This window comes from Geodermatophilus sp. DSM 45219 (assembly GCF_900104025.1).
Classification (GTDB): domain Bacteria; phylum Actinomycetota; class Actinomycetes; order Mycobacteriales; family Geodermatophilaceae; genus Geodermatophilus.
This window is the reverse complement of sequence record NZ_FNIQ01000003.1, coordinates 15,581-32,521: the sequence shown is the minus strand read 5'-3', so window position 1 is coordinate 32,521 and position 16,941 is coordinate 15,581. Positions and strand designations below refer to the sequence as shown.

Sequence of the window (16,941 nt, the reverse complement as noted above, 5' to 3'; positions counted from 1 at the left end):
CGTACAGTGGACGCCGTGACCGCCCGCCCTGCACCGCCGTCCGGGGGCGGCCGGTGAGGCTCGCCGAGATGGCCGGGCGCCGGGTCGGCGTCTGGGGGTACGGCCGCGAGGGGCGCGCCGCCGTCCGGGCCGCGCTGGCCGCCGGCGCGGCCGGGGTCGAGGTCGTGGACGCCGTCCCGCCGGCAGACCTCCCCGACGGCGTGCCGGCCGGCACGGACGTCGCCGCGCTGGCCGGCTGCGACCTGGTGTTCCGCTCGCCGGGCATCAGCCCCTACCGCGAGGACGCCCGCGCGCTCGCGGCCCGGACCACGCTGACCTCCGGCACCGGCGTGGCGCTGGCCGAGTTCGCCGCCCGCGACGTGCCCACGCTCTGCGTCACCGGGACCAAGGGGAAGAGCACGACCAGCGCGCTGGCCGCCGCGGTGCTCGAGGCCGCCGGCCGCCCGGCCGTGCACGCCGGCAACATCGGCACCCCGCTGCTCGACGTCCTGCTCGACGACGCCGTCGGAGACGGGACCTCGCTGGTCATCGAGGTCTCCAGCTACCAGGCGGCCGCGGTCGAGGGCTGGTCCGGCTGGGGCGCGGTCACCTCGCTGGCGCCCGAGCACCTGGACTGGCACGGCGACGTCGACACCTACTACCGCGACAAGCTGCACGTGTTCGCCGCGTGCGGCCCGGGCACCGTCGTCGTCGGCCCGCAGGCCCGGTCGATCGTCGAGCGGCACCTGGACCCGGAGGTGCTGGTCGACCCGGCCGACGTCGTCCCCGAGGCGCGGCTGGCCGGCTTCCGCCCGGAGCGGCTGGCCGGCGTGCACAACGTCGCCAACGTGCACGTCGCGCTGGCCGCGTGCGTCCGGATGGGCGTGGACCTCGACCGGTCCGCCGAGGCCGTCCGGGCCGCGGTCGCGGACTTCCGGGCGCTGCCGCACCGGCTCTACCCGGTGGCCACGCGGGACGGCGTCACGTTCGTCGACGACACGCTGAGCACCACCCCGGTCTCGGTGCGGGCGGCCATCGACGCCTTCGCCGGGCAGCAGGTCACGCTGATCGCCGGGGGGCAGGACCGCGGCCTGGACTACACCGACCTGGCCGCCGCCGTCGTCGCCCGGGGCGGGTCGGTGCAGGTGCTGACCGTCCCGGACACCGGCGCCCGGCTCGCCGCCGACCTGCGCGCCGCCGCGGCCGCCGCCGGCGTCGAGGCACCGGTCACCGAGACCGGCTCGCTCGCCGACGCCGTGGCCGAGGCGCTGCGCACCGCCCGCCCGGGCGGGCTGGTCCTGCTCTCGCCCGGCGCGCCGAGCTACAACCGCTTCCGCAACTACGAGGAGTTGGCACGGACCTATGAGCAGATCCTCCTCGACGCCGGAGCCCAGCGTGTCTGAGCAGGACGCCTTCGTCGTCGCCGGCCGCTCGCTCGACCCGACCACCGGCGAGGCCGCCTTCACCTACCGGCTGGCCGGCGACGAGTTCACCGAGCGGCTCACCCTCGACACGGAGCTGCTCGCCGGCGCGGACCCGGCGCGGGTCGACGCGGCGCTGGACCTGGTGCACCTGGTCATGGGCACCAGCTACTACAAGCTGCGGGCGCCGGGCCGCGTCGTCGTGCAGCGGCCGGTCACCAAGGCCCAGGCCGCCGTCGCCGAGGCCGCCTACACGCACGGGCTGGGCGAGTTCGCCGCGGTCAACCGGCTGCCGGTGCCGCACGAGGTCGCCTTCGACGCCACGATCGAGGACAGGGAGCTCACCGACGACCTCCCCGCGCCGGTGGACGGCGGCGGACGCGAGGCGCTGCTCCCGGTCGGCGGCGGCAAGGACTCCGCGCTGGCGCTGGTCGTCGTCACCCCGGCCACCGCGCTGGCGGTCAACCCGACCGACGCCCAGCGCGACGTCGCCCGCGCCGCGGGGGTCTCGCTGATCGGCGTCCGGCGCCGGCTGGACCCGCTGCTCGCGGAGCGCACGCGGGCCGGGGGCCTGAACGGGCACGTGCCGGTCACCGCGATCAACTCGGCGATCTCGACGCTGGTCGCCGTCCTCGGCGGGTTCGACCCGGTGGTGTTCGCCAACGAGCGCTCCGCCGACGAGGAGACGCTGACGGTCAACGGCGCCCGGGTGAACCACCAGTACTCGAAGTCCTACGAGTTCGAGCGGCTGTTCGCCGCCGCGGCCGCCGAGGTGGGCGTCGGCTACTTCAGCCTGACCCGGCAGCTCTCGGAGCTGGCGACGGTGGCCGCGGTGGCGGACCTGCCGGAGCTGCGCGGGGAGATCCTCAGCTGCAACCGCTCGTACACGCAGGCCCACATGGGCGGCGAGGCCACCCAGCGCTGGTGCCTGCACTGCGACAAGTGCCTGTTCACCTTCCTGTGCTTCGCGGTCTTCCTGACCCCGGCCGAGGCGCTGGGGATGTTCGGCGGCGACCCGCTGACCGACCTCTCCCTCGCCGACGGCTTCCGGAAGCTGTGGGCGACCGAGAAGCCGTTCGACTGCGTGGGGGAGCGGGCCGAGAGCGCCGCGGCGATGGCGCACCTCGCCAGCAGCGCGGCCTGGGGCGACCACGCCGTCGTGCGGGCGCTGGGGCAGGAGGCGGCGTCCTTCGCCGCCGTCACCGGCGCCACCGTCGAGGGCTTCCTGCCGCCGCGCGGGCAGCACTCGGTGCCCGACCGGTACCTCGCCTCGCTGCAGCGGGTGCTCGCGGAGGCCCGCCCGCCCGTCCGGTGACTGCGGCGCTCGCCGCGGTCGAACGCGCTTTGCTGCGTCCCGGCGCCCGCGAGGTCACCGGGCTGGCTGCCGCCGTCCCGGGGCAGTTCGCCCGCCTGGCCGGGGAGCTGGCCGCCGCCGGGCGGGCCGGGAGCCGGGTCGGCCTGGTGACCGGTGTGCACATCGCCTGGGCCCCCGACCCGGCGGCCGAGACCGACGGCCCGGTCGGCGTCGCCGTCCTGGCCGCCGCGCTGGCCGCGGTCGGTGCCCAGCCGGTGGTGCTCACCGACGAGCCGTGCGCGGAGGTGACCGCCGCGTGCCTGGCGGTGCTCGGCGCCGGCCGGCTCGAGGTGCTGCCGGTCGCGGCGGACGCCGGGCAGGTGCGGGACCGCGTGGCGGCGCTGGGGCTGTCGCACCTGGTCGCGGTCGAGCGGCTCGGCCCGGCCGCCGACGGCCGGGTGCTGACCATGCGCGGTGTCGACGTCACCGGCTCCACCGCGCCGCTGCACGCGGCGTTCGCGCTGCCCGGCCTCGTGACCGGGGCGGTCGGCGACGGCGGCAACGAGATCGGCATGGGCAACGTGCCGGCCGACGTCGTGGCCGCCTGCATCGCCCACGGGGACCGGATCGCCTGCCGGGTGCCGGTGGACGCCCTCGTCGTCGCCGGGACGTCGAACTGGGGCTGCGCCGGGCTGGTCGCCGGCCTGGCCCTGCTGACCCCCGCGCACGCCGACCGGCTCGCCGCGTTGCTGGACCCGCAGGTCGACGCCCGGGTGCTCGACGCGGCCACCGCGGCCGGCGCGGTCGACGGCGTCACCGGCCGCCCGGGTGCCACGGTGGACGGCGTCCCGGTGGCCGGGTACGCCGACCTGCTCGGTGATCTCCGCGCCCTCGCCCGGGCCTAGGCTCGACGGCGTGCCCCACCCGCACCCGCCCGAGGACACCGCACCGCTCGCCGAGCGGCTGCGCTCCCGCGGGCTGCGGCTGACCACCCAGCGCCAGCGGGTGCTGGGCGCGGTCGCCGCGCTCGAGCACGCCACCCCGGAGGCGATCGCCACCCGGCTGCGGGAGGAGGCCGGGCCCGACGGCGCGGCACCGGACACCTCGACGGTCTACCGCAACCTGGAGCTGCTGGAGCGGCTCGGGCTGGTGTGGCACACCCACCTCGGCAAGGGCGCGCCGGTCTACCACGCCGCCGAGCACCCGCACCTGCACGTGGTCTGCGCCAGCTGCGGCGAGATCTCCTCGGCCGACCCCGCACTCCTCGACGGCGCCGCGGAACGTCTGGCGGCCGACCTCGGTTTCCAGCTGGACGTGGGGCACGTCGCGCTGTCGGGGACGTGCCGCGCGTGCCGCGAACGAGCCGGATCGGAGTCCTGATGTCCCACCCCAGCCCCCTGCTGTCGCACCCGGGTGCCGTCGCCGTGGAGGACGGGTCCGTCCCCGCCCACTTCGGCAGCCCCCTGCGCGAGCAGCGCGACCTCGCCGAGGGCGCCGGCCTGGTCGACCGCAGCGACCGCGACGTGCTCGTCGTCCCCGGTGCGGACCGGCTGACCTGGCTGCACAGCCTGCTGACCCAGCACCTCGAGCAGCTCGGCGACGGCGCGGGCGCCGAGGCGCTCGAGCTGTCGCCGAACGGGCACGTCGAGCACCACCTCGTGCTCGCCGAGCTGGCCGGCACCACCTGGGTCGACGTCGAGCCGGGCACCGGCGCGGCCCTGCAGACGTACCTGGAGCGGATGCGCTTCATGCTCCGCGTCGAGCCCGCGCTGGTCACCGACGCGTGGGCGCTGCTGTCGCTCGTCGGCCCGCGCGCCGACGCCGTGCTCACCGCCGCCGGCCTGCCGGTGCCCGCCGCGCCGTACGCGGTGCTCGCCCTGGACGGCGGCGGGTGGGTGCGCCGGATGCCCCCGATCGGGGACGGCGCCCCCGTCGTCGACCTGCTGGTGCCGCGCGCGGAGCTCGCCGCCCGCGCCGAGGCGCTGCTGGGCGCGGGGGCGACCCCCGCCGGCGTCGACGCGTACGAGGCGCTGCGGGTCGAGGCCCGCCGTCCACGCCTGGGCGTCGACACCGACCACCGCACCATCCCCAACGAGACCGGCTGGCTGACCAGCGCCGTGCACCTCGCCAAGGGCTGCTACCGCGGCCAGGAGACCGTCGCGCGGGTGCACAACCTCGGCCGCCCGCCGCGGCGACTCGTGCTGCTGCACCTCGACGGGTCGACCGAGCAGCTCCCCGGGGCGGGGGCCCCGGTGCTCGCCGGTGCCCGCGAGGTCGGCCGGGTCGGCTCGGTCGTCCGCCACCACGAGCTCGGCGTCGTCGCCCTGGCGCTGGTCAAGCAGTCGGTGGCGATGGACGCCGAGCTGACCGTGGCCGGCGGCCGCGCCGCGATCGACCCCGACGACGCGCCGGCCGCGCTCGACGACACGGTCGCTGCGGCGCGGGAACGGGTCCAGGCCGTGCGGTCTGGGACCATCCCCCGGTGACCGCACGACCCCAGGTGGAGGCCCGCTCGTGACCCCGGAACCGACCCGCGCCGGCGGCGCCGCCGTCGACGCCCTGCTCGACCCCGGCTTCCTCGACGCCGCGGTGCAGCGCTCGATGGCCGAGGTCCGCACGCTGCGCCGCCGGGCCGAGCAGGAGGAGGTCAACCTCTCCTACACGCGGCGGCTGCTGCAGGGCCGGCTGGACATCGTGCGCCGCGAACTGCAGCGCCGCGCCGAGCACGACGGCCGGTCGCTGGTCGACCTGCTCCCGGAGATCCTCGCCGAGAAGGGCCGCGGTCCCGCGCACGGCCTCGGCCGGCACCAGACCGTGCAGCCGGCCGCGCCCGAGGAGTACGAGAGCTGGGTCAACTCGCTGACCCGCGGGGTGGACCTCTCCGACGTGCCCGAGCTGTCCGACGCCGACCTGGAGCAGGCCGCGCGCTCGCTGGCCGCCGCCGAGGTGTCGCTGTCCGAGCGCCGCCGCGGCGTGCAGCAGGTGATGGACGGGCTGGCCGCCGAGCTCGGCCGCCGGTACCGCAACGGCGAGGCCGACGTCGCCGCCCTGCTCGCCGACGAGGGTAGGCACTGAACGAGGACAGTGCGTCACCGTGGCCGGACAACCCGGTGCTGGTCGAGGTGTGGCGCTCGGGCTTCCTGGAGTCGGTGCACCGCGGGTCGCTGGTCGTCGTCGGCCCCGACGGCGCCGTGCTGCACGCGGTGGGGGACGTCGACCGGCCGGTGCTGCCGCGGTCGGCGAACAAGCCGGTGCAGGCCACCGCGCTGCTGGCCGCCGGCTGGACGCCGCGCTCCGACGACGAGCTGGCCATCGGCGCCGGCTCGCACTCCGGCGAGGACGGCCACCGCGAGCTGGTCGCCGGCATGCTCGCCGCCGCGGACCTGACGCCCGGCGACCTCGGCTGCCCGCCCGCGTTGCCCTCGCACGAGGCGACCCGCGCGGCCTGGCTGGCCGCCGGACGGGCCCCGGAGCGGCTGGCGATGAACTGCTCGGGCAAGCACGCCGCGATGCTGTCGGCCTGCGTCGCCGCCGGCTGGCCGACCGGGGGCTACCTCGACCGGGCGCACCCGCTGCAGCAGGCGGTCGAGGCCCGGCTCGGCGAGGCCGCGGGCGCGCCGGTGTCCGCCGTGGTCGTCGACGGCTGCGGCGCCCCGCAGCACGCGCTCCCGCTCGCCGGCCTGGCCCGCGGCGTGGCCTCGCTCGTCGAGGCCGCGCCCGGCACGCGCGACCGGTTGGTGGCCGACGCGATGCGGGCGCACCCCTGGTCCGTGGCCGGCACCGGCCGCGAGGACACCGATCTCATGCGTGCCGTCCCGGGCCTGCTGGTCAAGGGCGGGGCGGACGGCGTGCACGTCGCCGCCGTCCCCGGCCGCGGCGCGGTGGCGCTGAAGCTGGACGACGGCGGCGACCGCGGTCGCACGCCCGCGCTGTGCGCCGGGCTGCTGCGCCTCGGGGTGCCCGCTGGGCAGCTGGCGCCCTGGGCGCAGACCCCGGTCCCGGGCGGGGACGGCGTGGTCGGCGAGGTCCGCCCGGCGGCCGCGCTGACGGGTTGAGCCGAACGGTCCGGGTGTGAGAGGCCTCACGCCCGGGCGCCAGCTCCTCCGCTTGCAGGAGCTAGCACCCGGGCCTAGCGTGAGGACGTGCAGAACCCCGGCGACTTCGTCCGCGAGCAGGTGACCACCGTCCGCGAGGCGGTCGACCACCTCGCCGGCAGTGTCGTGGACACGGTGGCCGCCGAGCGCTCCAAGGTCGCGGCGACCGGGTCGCAGGTGGGCGAGTTCATCCGCGACCAGCGCAACGCCGCCCGGGTGTCCCTCCGGGAGCTCGCCCGCACGGCCGGGGTGAGCAACCCGTACCTCTCCCAGGTCGAGCGAGGGCTGCGCAAGCCGTCGGCGGAGATCCTGGCCGCGATCGCCAAGGGCCTGAAGATCTCGGCCGAGACGCTCTACGAGCAGGCCGGCATCCTCGACCGCCGCTCGGGCAACCCCGACACCGTCGCGGCCATCCGCGCCGACGCGTCGCTGTCCGAGCGGCACAAGGCGGTGCTGCTCGAGCTGTACGAGACCTACGTCCGGGAGCACGCCGTGCACACCCCCGCACCGGCCGCCCCGTCCGACCCCGCCCCGTCCCGCCCCACGAAGGAATCGGCATGAAGAACACGCTGAAGGAGTACGGCGAGACCGTCGCCCTCCAGAACAAGCAGGTCCTGCTGGCCGCCGTCGGCGCCGGTGACCTGGCCGTCGAGCGCGCCCGCGCCGTCGTCGGCACGCTCCGCTCGCGCGCCGAGGCGCTGCCCGGCGAGGCCCAGGTGCAGGTCGACCTGGCCACCAAGGAAGCCCGCACCCGCGCCGAGGAGGCCGTGCGCGCGGCCCGTGCGCAGGCCCAGCACGTCGCCTCCGCCGTCCACCCCGAGGCGGTCGCCGGCACCGTGGCCGGCCTGGTGAGCACCGCCCGCACCCAGACGGTCGCCACCATCGAGACCCTCGCCGTCCGCGGCGCCGAGGTCGTCGAGGAGCTGCGCCGCCAGCCCGTCGTCCGCAAGGTCGTCGGCCGCGCCGAGCGCGCGGTGGACGCCGTCGAGGACGCCCTCGAGGAGGTGCTCGAGGACAGCGCCGAGGCCGTCGCCGAGGCGTCCAACGAGGTCACCTCGATCGCGCAGAAGACCGCGGCGAAGGCCGAGAAGGCCATCGACCGGGCCGAGGAGGCCACGCACGAGGCCGCGGACCAGGCCAAGGCCACGCTGGAGGCGGGCGAGGAGCCGGCGCCGGCTCCGGCGAAGAAGCGTCCGGCCGCCAAGAAGACCACCGCGGCCCGGACGTCGGCCAGGGCCGGCACCTCGGCGCGGGTCTCCCGCGCCACCAAGCGCGACGACTGAGAAGGACACCCCTGCCCCCCGCGGCTCGCGAGCCCGCGGCGGGACCCCGCAGGGAGGCCACCTGGTCCCAGGGCCCCGGAGCTGCGTGCAGCGCTCCGGGGCCCTGCCGTGTCCGGACCCCCTCAGAAGGGTTCGGCGAGCATGGTCGGGAGGCCCCCGACGAGTACCCTGCGGGGCATGTGGACCTTCCAGGCCGCCGTGTACGCCGTGCTGTTCTGGGCGGCCCTGGCGCTCACCCTGTGGGCGTTCGTCGACGCGCTGGTCCGGCCCGCCGCCGGCTACGTCGCCGCCGGCAAGCTGACCAAGCCGGGCTGGGCGGCCATCCTCGGCCTCGCCGTGCTCGTCATCTTCCTGACCCGGACGCCGCTGAGCTTCCTGGGCCTGCCGGCCGTCATCGCCGCGATCGTCTACCTGGTCGACGTCCGGCCCGCCGTCCGCGGGCTGAGCCGGGGCGGCAACAGCTGGTGACCGGCCGGGGCGGTCACCAGCCCCGGGTGTCCTTCGGGATGACGATCCACAGCACGATGTAGGCGATGAACTGCGGGCCTGGCAGGATGCAGGAGAGCACGAAGGCCAGGCGCAGGCCGTTCCGCGAGATGCCGAAGCGCCGGGCCAGCCCCGCGCAGACGCCGGCGACCACCTTGTGACGCGTGTCGCGGCGGAGGGGCATGCGCGCAGGTGGGGTCATGCCCCGACCCTACGGTCGGCGGCGGGCCGGTGCCCGGGCTCAGCGCGCGAAGACGCCCTCCGGCGGCTCGGGCGAGGCGACCGCGTCCGCGTCGTGCACCGGCTGCGCCCTGCCGGCGAACCGGTCGAGGTCGTCGCCCTCGACCACCCGGCTGGGCATCGGGTCGGCGGCACAGCGGCGCACCAGCGCGGCGATCGGCAGCTCGGCGTCCGAGGCGACCGCGACCAGGTTGCCGAACCGGCGGCCGCGCAGCGTGCCCGGCTCGGCCAGCAGGCACACCTGCCGGAAGACGGCGCGCAGCGTGGCGACCTGGGTGCGGGCGAAGCGCAGCGGCGGGCCGTCGGCGACGTTCACCACGAACGCACCGCCGGGCCGCAGCACCCGGTGCGCCTCCTGGGCGTACTCGGCGCTGGTCAGGTGCGCGGGGGTGCGGGCCCCGGCGAAGACGTCACTGACGACCGCGTCGGCGCTGCCCGGCGGCAGGGCCGCGAGTCCGGCACGGGCGTCGGCGGCGCGCACCCGGACCCGGGCGTCGCGCGGCAGCGGCAGGTGGGCGCGGACCAGCTCGGTCAGCGGCCCGTCGAGCTCGACGACCCGCTGCCGCGAGCCGGGGCGCGTGGCAGCGACGTAGCGGGGCAGGGTCAGCGCGCCGCCGCCGAGGTGCACGACGTCGATCGGCCGGCCCTCCTCGGCGGCGAGGTCGAGCACGTGGCCCATCCGGCGCACGTACTCGAACTCCAGGTGGGTGGGGTCCTCGAGGTCGACGTGCGACTGCGGCGTCCCGTCGACCACGAGCACCCAGGAGCCGTCGCGGTCGGCGTCCCCCAGCAGCTCGGCGGTGCCGCCGGCGACGGGCGTGGGACCGGGCGGGACCACCTGCCCGGCCTGCCTGCGGCGGCTCATCGGGTCATCGGGGCGGGGCGCACAGCGGCCATCCTCCCCGACCGGCGAGCCGTTCCCCCGGGGACGCCTCAGACCGGGGCGACGGCGGACCAGCGCACCGTGACCTCGCCGTGCCGCCACCGGCGGCTGGAGCCGACGAACGGCCAGCCCTGCTCGGCCAGCGCCTCGACCGCGGCGGTCCAGCGCTGGCGCGGGCCGAAGGTCGACAGCCCCGCCGCGGAGGCCCACGCCGTGTCGAGCGCCTGCAGGAACCCGTGCACCGGCTGGCCGGGGACGTTCTGGTGGATCAGCGCCTTGGGCAGCCGTTCGGCCAGGTCCGAGGGCCGGTCGAGGTCGGCCACCCGGGCGGACAGCGTCAGCGTGAGCGGCCCGTCGGCGTCCAGCGCCACCCAGGCCGAGCGCCGTCCCCACTCGTCGCAGGTGCCCTCGACCACCAGCCCACCGGGCCCGAGCGCGGCGCACATCGTCTGCCAGGCCCGGGCGGCGGACTCCTCGTCGTACTGGCGCAGCACGTTGAACGCGCGCACCAGCACCGGGCGCAGGCCGGCCAGCTCGAAGCCGCCCACGCGGAAGTCGACGCGCGGCGGGTCGCGGTCGGCGGCGACGGCGGTCACCCGCTCGGGGTCGATCTCCAGGCCGACCACCTCGAGGCCGTGCACCTCCGGGCCCAGCCGGTCGGCCAGCTCCAGCGTGGTGACCGCCGACGAGCCGTAGCCCAGGTCGACGACGAGCGGGCGGGCGGCGTCGCGCAGCCGGGGCAGCTGCGTGGCCATCAGCCAGCGGTCGACCCGGCGCAGCCGGTTGGCGTTGGTGGTACCGCGGGTCGGCAGTCCCAGGGCGCGGGCCCGGCCGGCGGCCAGGCGGGGGTTGGCCTTCTTCGGGAGGCTGGCCCGGCGCTTGTGGTCCTCGCCTCTCCCGGGTCGGCCTCCTGCCTCGCTCACCGGTCCAGAGCGTAGTCGCGGTTAGCGTGGTGCCGTGCAGGTCCGACGGAACGCCCGCCTCGCGGAGCTGACGACCCTCGGCGTGGGCGGTCCGATCGACCGGCTGGTCGAGGTCTCCGACGCCGCGGAACTGGTCTCCGCCGTCCGCGAGGCCGACGCCGCGGGGCGCCCGCTGCTGGTCCTCGGCGGCGGCTCCAACCTGATCGCCCCGGACGACGGCTGGCCCGGGGACGTGGTCGTCGTCCGCAGCCGGGGTGTCGAGCGGGACGGCGGCCGGCTGGTCGTGCAGGCCGGCGAGCCCTGGGACGACCTGGTCGCGCACACCGTCGAGCAGCGGCTGGCCGGCATGGAGGCGATGTCCGGCATCCCGGGCTCGACCGGGGCGACGCCGGTGCAGAACGTCGGCGCCTACGGCCAGGAGGTCGGCCAGGTCATCGCCGCGGTGCGCGTGTGGGACCGGGTGGAGTCGGCCGAGCAGGTGCTCACCCCGGAGGACTGCGGGTTCGCCTACCGGGACAGCCGACTCAAGCGCGAGGCCGGCCGGTTCGTCGTCCTGACCGTCTCGTTCGACCTCGAGCCGGGTGACCTGTCCCGGCCCGTGGGCTACGCCGAGCTGGCGCGCACCCTCGGCGTCGAGCTGGGGGAGCGGGCCCCGCTGGCCGACGTGCGCGCTGCGGTGCTGGAACTCCGCCGCGGCAAGGGCATGGTCTGGGACCTCGCCGATCCCACCAGCCGCAGCGCGGGCTCGTTCTTCACCAACCCGGTCGTCCCGGCGCAGCGGGCGGTCGAGGGCTGCCCGAGCTGGCCCGCCGGCGACGGCACGGTCAAGCTCAGCGCCGCCTGGCTGGTGCAGCACGCCGGCTTCGGCCGCGGCACGCGTGACGGCCGGGTGGGGACGTCGCCCCGCCACAGCCTCGCGCTGACCACCGAGCCCGGCGCGACCGCCGAGGAGCTGCTCGCCTTCTCCGAGAAGATCATCGCTGCGGTGCAGGAGCGTTTCGGTGTGACCCTGGAGCGCGAGCCCACCGCGATCCGTCCCTGACGGCCGGTGAGATCCAGCCAGTCCGGCCGGTGGTCCTGGTGGACGACGGCGTCGCCGGGGGACGGCGAGGAGCTCGGCGCCCTGCACCGTGAGGCGGCCGGCCTGGCAGAGGACGTGCTGGCACGGCACGTGGCGCGATTGCCCGGTCAGGACGTCGCCGTCTCGATGGGGATGGACGACACCGGTGTGCGGATCCAGGGTGTGCACGCCCTCGACTGGGACGGCCGTTGCGCCCGCGAGCACTGGGAGCTGCTGGCCTACCGCCGTCCTGGGGAGCGCCGGTTGACACTCGTCCGGGACACGGTCACCGCGGTCGCCGCCACGGAGGAGGCGTCCGGTCGTGGCCGGACCGTCGTCGAGGGGTGGTGGCGCGGCCGCACCGCCGGCGTTCCTCGTCCGTTGCTGGTCCTGCAGCGCTGGCAACCCGCGAGAACCACCGGCACCGGGTGGTCAGGTGAGGTCGCGGAACACCACGTGCAGGCCGACGAAGCCGTGCTCGGGGTGGTCGAACGCACCGGGCACCGTGCCGATGACGACGAACCCGAGTGACCGCCACAGGGAGACAGCCGGGGTGTCGGTCTCCACGACGGCGGTGAACCGGATGCCGCGGTAGCCGGCGCTGCGGGCCCAGCCGACGACGTGCTCGCCCAGCGCCCGGCCCACGCCGCGCCCCTGCGCGGCCGGGTCGACCAGGAAGCTCGCGGTCGCGACGTGCGGGCCGCGACCGGGCCGGTTCGGGCACATCCCCGCGCTGCCGAGCACCGTCCCGCCGTCCACCGCGACGACCGTCCGTCCCGGCGGCCGCTCCGTCCAGAGCGGCCGCGCGTCCTCCGGGGAGAGGCCCTCCGGGTGGGCGTACGTGCGGCCTGCGCCCACCACCGCCCCGACCGGCCCCCTCCCGGGCTCGCGGGGGGTGGGGAGGAAGGGGTCCTCCTACTCGCGGTGCACCTTGTGCTGGGCGGCCTGCGCCCGCGGGCGGACGACCATCAGGTCGATGTTGACGTGGTGCGGGCGGGTGAGCGTCCAGGCGATGCAGTCGGCGATGTCCTCGGCGACCAGCGGCTCGCGCACCCCGCGGTAGACCGCCTCCGCCCGCTCCCGGTCCTGGACCCGCTTGAGGGTGAACTCCTCGGTCTTCACCATCCCGGGCGCGATCTCGATGACCCGCACCGGCTGGTCGAACAGCTCCAGCCGCAGCGTCTCGGCCAGCGTGTGCACGCCGTGCTTGGCCGCGGTGTAGGAAGCGCCGCCCTCGTAGCTGATCAACCCCGCGGTCGACCCGACGAACAGCAGGTCACCGGCGCCCGACGCGATCAACCTGGGCAGCAGCGCCTTGGTCAGCCGGACGGTGCCCAGCACGTTGACCTCGTAGGTGCGCGCCCAGGAGTCCAGGTCCGCCTCGGCCACGGGGCTCGCGTCGAAGGCCCCGCCCGCGTTGTTGACCAGCACGTCGACCCGGTCCAGGGCGCCGGCGAACGCCGCCACCGAGTCGGCGTCGGTGATGTCCAGCGGCAGCGCGCGGGCGCCGATGGTGGCGGCCAGCTCGGTCAGCCGGTCCATCCGCCGGGCACCGAGGACGACGTCGAAGCCATCGGCGGCCAGGCGGGTCGCGGTCGCCGCACCGATGCCGCTGGAGGCGCCGGTGACCACCGCGACCCGCCCCGCACCGGGCGCACCTGCGGGAACGGGGAGAGACTGGGACGAGGGACCGGGCATGAGACCCATCCTGGCGTTGTTGCAGACTGCGAAGTCGAGCGGGTGCCTCCCGGCGCCCTGGAGCGAGGCGGGAGGTCGCGGGTGGCCGCTCGCCGTCGTCCCCGCTCGGCCGTGCCCCGGCGGGTCGCCACCCTCTCCGTGCACACCAGCCCGCTCGACCAGCCCGGCGCCGGTGACGCCGGCGGCCTGAACGTCTACGTCGTCGAGGTGTCCCGGCGGCTGGCCGACCGCGGCATCGCCGTGGACGTGTTCACCCGCGCCACCTCCAGCGACCTGCCGCCCGTGGTCGAGATGGTCCCCGGGGTCACCGTGCGGCACGTCAGCGCCGGGCCGTTCGAGGGCCTGGGCAAGGAGGAGCTGCCGGCCCAGCTGTGCGCCTTCACCGCCGCCGTCCTGCGCGAGGAGGCGCAGCACGAGCCGGGCCACTACGACGTCGTCCACTCGCACTACTGGCTGTCCGGCCAGGTCGGGTGGCTCGCCCGCGACCGGTGGAGCGTGCCGCTGATCCACACCGCGCACACCCTCGCCAAGGTGAAGAACGCCGCCCTGGCCGCGGGCGACCGGCCCGAGCCGCGCGCCCGGGTGATCGGCGAGGAGCAGGTCGTGGCCGAGGCCGACCGGCTGGTGGCCAACACCGACGACGAGGCCCGCCAGCTGGTCGACCACTACGGCGCCGACCCGCGGCGCACCCTCGTCGTCCCGCCCGGCGTGGACCTCGACCGCTTCACCCCCGGCGACCGGACGGCGGCCCGCCGCCGGCTGGGGGTGCCCGAGGACGCCGTCGTGCTGCTCTTCGTCGGCCGCATCCAGCCGCTCAAGGCCCCCGACCTGCTGCTCGAGGCCGCCGCGCGGATGCTCGCCGACGACCCGGCGCTGCGCGCGCGGCTGCAGGTGCACGTCGTCGGCGCCCCGAGCGGCACCGGCCTGGAGGCGCCCCGCCAGCTGGAGCAGCTGGCCGCGGAGCTGGGCATCGCCGACCTGGTCCGCTTCCTGCCGCCGGTGCACGCCGACCTGCTCGCCGAGCACTACCGCGCCGCCGACGTCGCCGTCGTCCCCAGCCACAACGAGTCCTTCGGCCTGGTCGCCCTGGAGGCACAGGCCTGCGGGGCGCCGGTCGTCGCGGCCGCCGTCGGGGGCCTGCGCACCGCCGTCCGGGACGGCGTCTCGGGCGTGCTGGTCGAGGGCCGCGACCCCGCCGGCTACGCCGCCGCCTTCCGCGCGGTGCTGGCCCGTCGCGAACTGCTCTCGGCCGGGGCGCGGCGGCACGCCGGGGCCTTCTCCTGGGAGCGCACCGTCGACAGCCTGGTCGCGGCCTACGCCGCCGCCGCGGAGGAGATGGCCGCCGGTGTCGCGGGCACGCTGCTCCGCCCGGCGTGGGCGACGGGTGCGGCGCGGGCGCTGGGCGCCCAGGTCGCCCGGTGAGCGGCTCGGTCGTCGTGCCTGCTCCGCCGGGCGGGAGCGAACGGGGAACAGGGTGAGCGGACGGCGGGGCGTCGAGGAGCTCGACGCGGTCATCGAGCAGACGCTGCGCGACAGCGAGCTGGTGCACGAGCACCCCGCCCCCGGCCGCTGGCTGGTCGACCTGCCCGGCACCCAGAAGCTCAAGACCGTGTGCGGGCTGATCGTCGGGGAGCACGCGCTGCGGGTGGAGGCCTTCGTCTGCCGCCAGCCCGACGAGAACCGCGAGCAGCTCTGGACGTACCTGCTGCAGCACAACGCCCGGATGTACGGCGTCGCGTACTCGATCGACAGCGTCGGTGACGTCTACCTGACCGGCCGGCTGCCGCACGCCGCGGTCACCCCCGAGGAGCTCGACCGCATCCTCGGCGCGGTGCTCAGCTACGCCGACGACCACTTCAACACGATGCTGGAGATCGGCTTCGGCACCTCGATCCGGCGCGAGTGGGAGTGGCGGGTCAAGCGCGGGGAGTCGCTGCGCAACCTGGAGGCGTTCGCCGACTTCGTCGACCCGGCCCGGAGGTCCCGCGCCACCGGCGCCCCGGACGGCGGGGCGTGACGGCGACCGACCGGTCGCTCCCCGAGGCCGCCGAGGAGCGGCCCGGCCACGCCCGCCGCTGGTGGGTGCTGGCCACCATGACGGTCTGCCTGCTCGTGGTGATCATGGGCAACACGACCCTCAACGTCGCCATCCCCACGCTGCAGCGCGACCTGGGCGCCAGCCAGAGCGAGCTGCAGTGGGCGATCGACGCCTACATCCTCGTCTTCGCCGGCCTGCTGTTCTCCTGGGGCGTCATCGGTGACCGCATCGGCCGCCGCAGGGTCCTGCTCATCGGGCTGACGGTCTACACGGCCGGCTCGCTGCTCGGCGCGTTCAGCAGCAGCCCCGGCGAGCTGATCGCCTGGCGGGCGGTCATGGGCATCGGCGGGGCCGCCGTCCAGCCGACGACCCTCGCCGTCATCACCAACGTCTTCCCGCCGGGCGAGCGCGGCCGGGCGATCGGCGTGTGGGCCGGCACCGCGGGCATCGCCGTCGCCGGCGGGCCGCTGGCCAGCGGGGCGGTGCTCGAGCACTTCTGGTGGGGCGCGATCTTCCTCATCGCGGTGCCGGTCGCGGTCCTCGGCATCGTCGCGACGCTGCTCGTCGTCCCCGAGTCGCGCGACCCCTCGCCCGGGCGGCTCGACGTCCCCGGGGTCCTGCTGTCCATCGTGGCGCTGGCCGGGCTGGTCTACGGGATCATCCACGGCGGCTCGGGCGCCGGCTGGACGTCGCCCGGCGTCCTCGTGCCGCTGCTCGGCGGCTTGGCGCTGCTGGTGCTCTTCGTCTGGCTGCAGCGCCGCTCGGCCCACCCGGCGCTCGACGTGACGCTGTTCGGCAACCCGGCCTTCTCCGCTGCCGCGGCCGCCCTGGGCCTGAACTTCTTCGCGCTGATGGGCGCGACGTTCTACCTCGTCTACTACCTGCAGGGCGTGCTCGGGTACGGGCCGCTGGCCAGTGGCGCGGCGCTGGTCCCGATGGCCGTGGGCATGGCGGTGATGGCGCCGGGCAGCTCGCGGCTGGCCGAGCGGTTCGGCCCCAAGGCCGTCGTCGGCACCGGGTTCGGGCTGCTCACGGCGGCGGTCTGCGGCTTCCAGCTGCTGGACACGACGTCGTCGCCGTGGCTGCTGCTGGCGATCCTGTCGGTGCAGGGCCTGGGCATGGGCGCGGTCATGGCCCCGACGACCGAGTCGATCATGTCGGTGGTGCCGCGCCACAAGGCCGGCGCGGGCGCGGCGGTGAACAACTCGGTGCGGCAGGTCGGCGGCGCCCTCGGGGTGGCGATCCTCGGCTCGCTGCTGGCCAACGCCTACGCCGCGCAGCTGGGGGACGCCGTCGACGCGCTGCCGGCCGGTGCCCGCGAGGAGGCCAGCACCTCCATCGTCGCCACCCTCGCCGCGGTGCAGCAGGCCGGTGACCCGGCGGCGGCCGGCCTGGTCGCCCGGGCCGAGGAGGCGTTCGTGGCGGCGATGCACCTCACCGCCCTGGGGACGGCGCTGGCGACCGCGCTGGCCGCCGTCGTGGTCCTGGTGTGGCTGCCGGGGCGCAGGACCACGGCCGGGCGCTGAGGACGGGCCCGCGGTC

At 76.4% G+C, this 16,941-nt stretch carries 20 protein-coding genes; 15 read left to right on the top strand and 5 right to left on the bottom strand.

From position 1 onward, the window contains the following. Positions 1–53: 53 nt before the first annotated feature. The 10 genes from murD to BLR12_RS09245 all read left to right on the top strand — a co-directional run bounded on the left by murD (position 54) and on the right by BLR12_RS09245 (position 8,539). On the top strand, positions 54–1,382 hold the full coding sequence (gene murD / locus BLR12_RS09285) for a UDP-N-acetylmuramoyl-L-alanine--D-glutamate ligase (protein WP_091376783.1): 1,329 nt from the start codon (positions 54–56) through the stop codon (positions 1,380–1,382). Then, positions 1,375–2,715 (top strand): MurL-like N-terminal domain-containing, encoded by a 1,341-nt coding sequence (locus BLR12_RS24440; RefSeq protein ID WP_176832442.1) that lies wholly within the window; start codon positions 1,375–1,377, stop codon positions 2,713–2,715. The genes murD and BLR12_RS24440 overlap by 8 nt, the downstream gene beginning before the upstream one ends. Beyond that, positions 2,712–3,599: a glutamate cyclase domain-containing protein gene (locus tag BLR12_RS09280; protein WP_176832441.1), complete on the top strand. Its 888-nt coding sequence runs from the start codon at positions 2,712–2,714 to the stop codon at positions 3,597–3,599. Before BLR12_RS24440 ends, BLR12_RS09280 begins: the two co-directional genes overlap by 4 nt. Before the next feature lie 10 nt (positions 3,600–3,609). Next, positions 3,610–4,074, top strand: a complete 465-nt coding sequence (locus BLR12_RS09275) for a Fur family transcriptional regulator (protein ID WP_091378357.1) — start codon at positions 3,610–3,612, stop codon at positions 4,072–4,074. After that, complete coding sequence (locus tag BLR12_RS09270; RefSeq protein WP_091376775.1) at positions 4,074–5,180, top strand: CAF17-like 4Fe-4S cluster assembly/insertion protein YgfZ; 1,107 nt, start codon at positions 4,074–4,076, stop codon at positions 5,178–5,180. The genes BLR12_RS09275 and BLR12_RS09270 overlap by 1 nt, the downstream gene beginning before the upstream one ends. 28 nt (positions 5,181–5,208) lie before the next feature. Next, positions 5,209–5,769, top strand: a complete 561-nt coding sequence (locus BLR12_RS09265; protein ID WP_091376773.1) for an RsiG family protein — start codon at positions 5,209–5,211, stop codon at positions 5,767–5,769. A gap of 35 nt (positions 5,770–5,804) precedes the next feature. Further along, positions 5,805–6,749, top strand: a complete 945-nt coding sequence (locus BLR12_RS09260; protein ID WP_091376770.1) for an asparaginase — start codon at positions 5,805–5,807, stop codon at positions 6,747–6,749. Positions 6,750–6,836: 87 nt separating this feature from the next. Further along, entirely contained in the window at positions 6,837–7,349 is a 513-nt protein-coding gene (locus tag BLR12_RS09255) for a helix-turn-helix domain-containing protein (protein ID WP_091376767.1), read from the top strand. Then, positions 7,346–8,071 (top strand): hypothetical protein, encoded by a 726-nt coding sequence (locus BLR12_RS09250; RefSeq protein ID WP_255363396.1) that lies wholly within the window; start codon positions 7,346–7,348, stop codon positions 8,069–8,071. Before BLR12_RS09255 ends, BLR12_RS09250 begins: the two co-directional genes overlap by 4 nt. A 177-nt stretch (positions 8,072–8,248) precedes the next feature. Continuing rightward, entirely contained in the window at positions 8,249–8,539 is a 291-nt protein-coding gene (locus tag BLR12_RS09245; protein ID WP_091376761.1) for a DUF2516 family protein, read from the top strand. Positions 8,540–8,552: 13 nt separating this feature from the next. Here BLR12_RS09245 and BLR12_RS09240 read toward each other — a convergent pair whose 3' ends face one another. From BLR12_RS09240 to BLR12_RS09230, 3 genes are all read right to left on the bottom strand, one after another. Continuing rightward, a complete protein-coding gene (locus tag BLR12_RS09240) occupies positions 8,553–8,759 on the bottom strand; it encodes a PspC domain-containing protein (protein WP_091376760.1) in 207 nt (68 codons plus the stop codon). Between the two features lie 39 nt (positions 8,760–8,798). Continuing rightward, positions 8,799–9,662: a spermidine synthase gene (locus tag BLR12_RS09235; protein ID WP_091376757.1), complete on the bottom strand. Its 864-nt coding sequence runs from the start codon at positions 9,660–9,662 to the stop codon at positions 8,799–8,801. Positions 9,663–9,730: 68 nt separating this feature from the next. Then, positions 9,731–10,603, bottom strand: a complete 873-nt coding sequence (locus tag BLR12_RS09230; RefSeq protein WP_176832440.1) for a class I SAM-dependent methyltransferase — start codon at positions 10,601–10,603, stop codon at positions 9,731–9,733. Between the two features lie 34 nt (positions 10,604–10,637). On the opposite strand from BLR12_RS09230, the gene BLR12_RS09225 reads away from it, so the two are divergent. Both BLR12_RS09225 and BLR12_RS24000 read left to right on the top strand, forming a co-directional pair. Next, positions 10,638–11,645, top strand: a complete 1,008-nt coding sequence (locus BLR12_RS09225; RefSeq protein WP_091376754.1) for a UDP-N-acetylmuramate dehydrogenase — start codon at positions 10,638–10,640, stop codon at positions 11,643–11,645. Between the two features lie 6 nt (positions 11,646–11,651). Beyond that, positions 11,652–12,194 (top strand): hypothetical protein, encoded by a 543-nt coding sequence (locus BLR12_RS24000; protein ID WP_143018746.1) that lies wholly within the window; start codon positions 11,652–11,654, stop codon positions 12,192–12,194. Here the strand turns inward: BLR12_RS24000 and BLR12_RS09220 are convergent. Continuing rightward, positions 12,096–12,524: a GNAT family N-acetyltransferase gene (locus tag BLR12_RS09220; protein WP_091376752.1), complete on the bottom strand. Its 429-nt coding sequence runs from the start codon at positions 12,522–12,524 to the stop codon at positions 12,096–12,098. The genes BLR12_RS24000 and BLR12_RS09220 overlap by 99 nt on opposite strands. A 54-nt stretch (positions 12,525–12,578) precedes the next feature. Continuing rightward, positions 12,579–13,361, bottom strand: coding sequence for an SDR family oxidoreductase (locus BLR12_RS09215; protein ID WP_091376749.1), 783 nt, complete (start codon positions 13,359–13,361; stop codon positions 12,579–12,581). 81 nt (positions 13,362–13,442) lie between these two features. Between BLR12_RS09215 and mshA the strand changes: the two genes are divergently transcribed. From mshA to BLR12_RS09200, 3 genes are read left to right on the top strand one after another with little or no spacing between them, the layout of a single operon-like run. Continuing rightward, positions 13,443–14,783: a D-inositol-3-phosphate glycosyltransferase gene (mshA, locus tag BLR12_RS09210; RefSeq protein ID WP_091376746.1), complete on the top strand. Its 1,341-nt coding sequence runs from the start codon at positions 13,443–13,445 to the stop codon at positions 14,781–14,783. A 52-nt stretch (positions 14,784–14,835) separates the two neighbouring features. Further along, positions 14,836–15,378 (top strand): type III secretion system chaperone family protein, encoded by a 543-nt coding sequence (locus BLR12_RS09205; RefSeq protein ID WP_091376744.1) that lies wholly within the window; start codon positions 14,836–14,838, stop codon positions 15,376–15,378. Continuing rightward, positions 15,375–16,925 carry an MFS transporter gene (locus tag BLR12_RS09200; RefSeq protein ID WP_091376741.1) on the top strand — a complete coding sequence of 517 codons (1,551 nt, stop codon included), beginning with the start codon at positions 15,375–15,377 and terminating at the stop codon, positions 16,923–16,925. Before BLR12_RS09205 ends, BLR12_RS09200 begins: the two co-directional genes overlap by 4 nt. Positions 16,926–16,941: the final 16 nt, after the last annotated feature.

Coding starts and splice junctions, on each gene's coding strand:
- BLR12_RS09270 (WP_091376775.1), top strand. CDS start 4,074: ATGTCCCACCCCAGCCCCCTGCTGTCGCACCCGGGTGCCGTCGCCGTG.
- BLR12_RS09250 (WP_255363396.1), top strand. CDS start 7,346: ATGAAGAACACGCTGAAGGAGTACGGCGAGACCGTCGCCCTCCAGAAC.
- BLR12_RS09245 (WP_091376761.1), top strand. CDS start 8,249: ATGTGGACCTTCCAGGCCGCCGTGTACGCCGTGCTGTTCTGGGCGGCC.
- BLR12_RS09240 (WP_091376760.1), bottom strand. CDS start 8,759: ATGACCCCACCTGCGCGCATGCCCCTCCGCCGCGACACGCGTCACAAG.
- BLR12_RS09235 (WP_091376757.1), bottom strand. CDS start 9,662: ATGAGCCGCCGCAGGCAGGCCGGGCAGGTGGTCCCGCCCGGTCCCACG.
- BLR12_RS09215 (WP_091376749.1), bottom strand. CDS start 13,361: ATGCCCGGTCCCTCGTCCCAGTCTCTCCCCGTTCCCGCAGGTGCGCCC.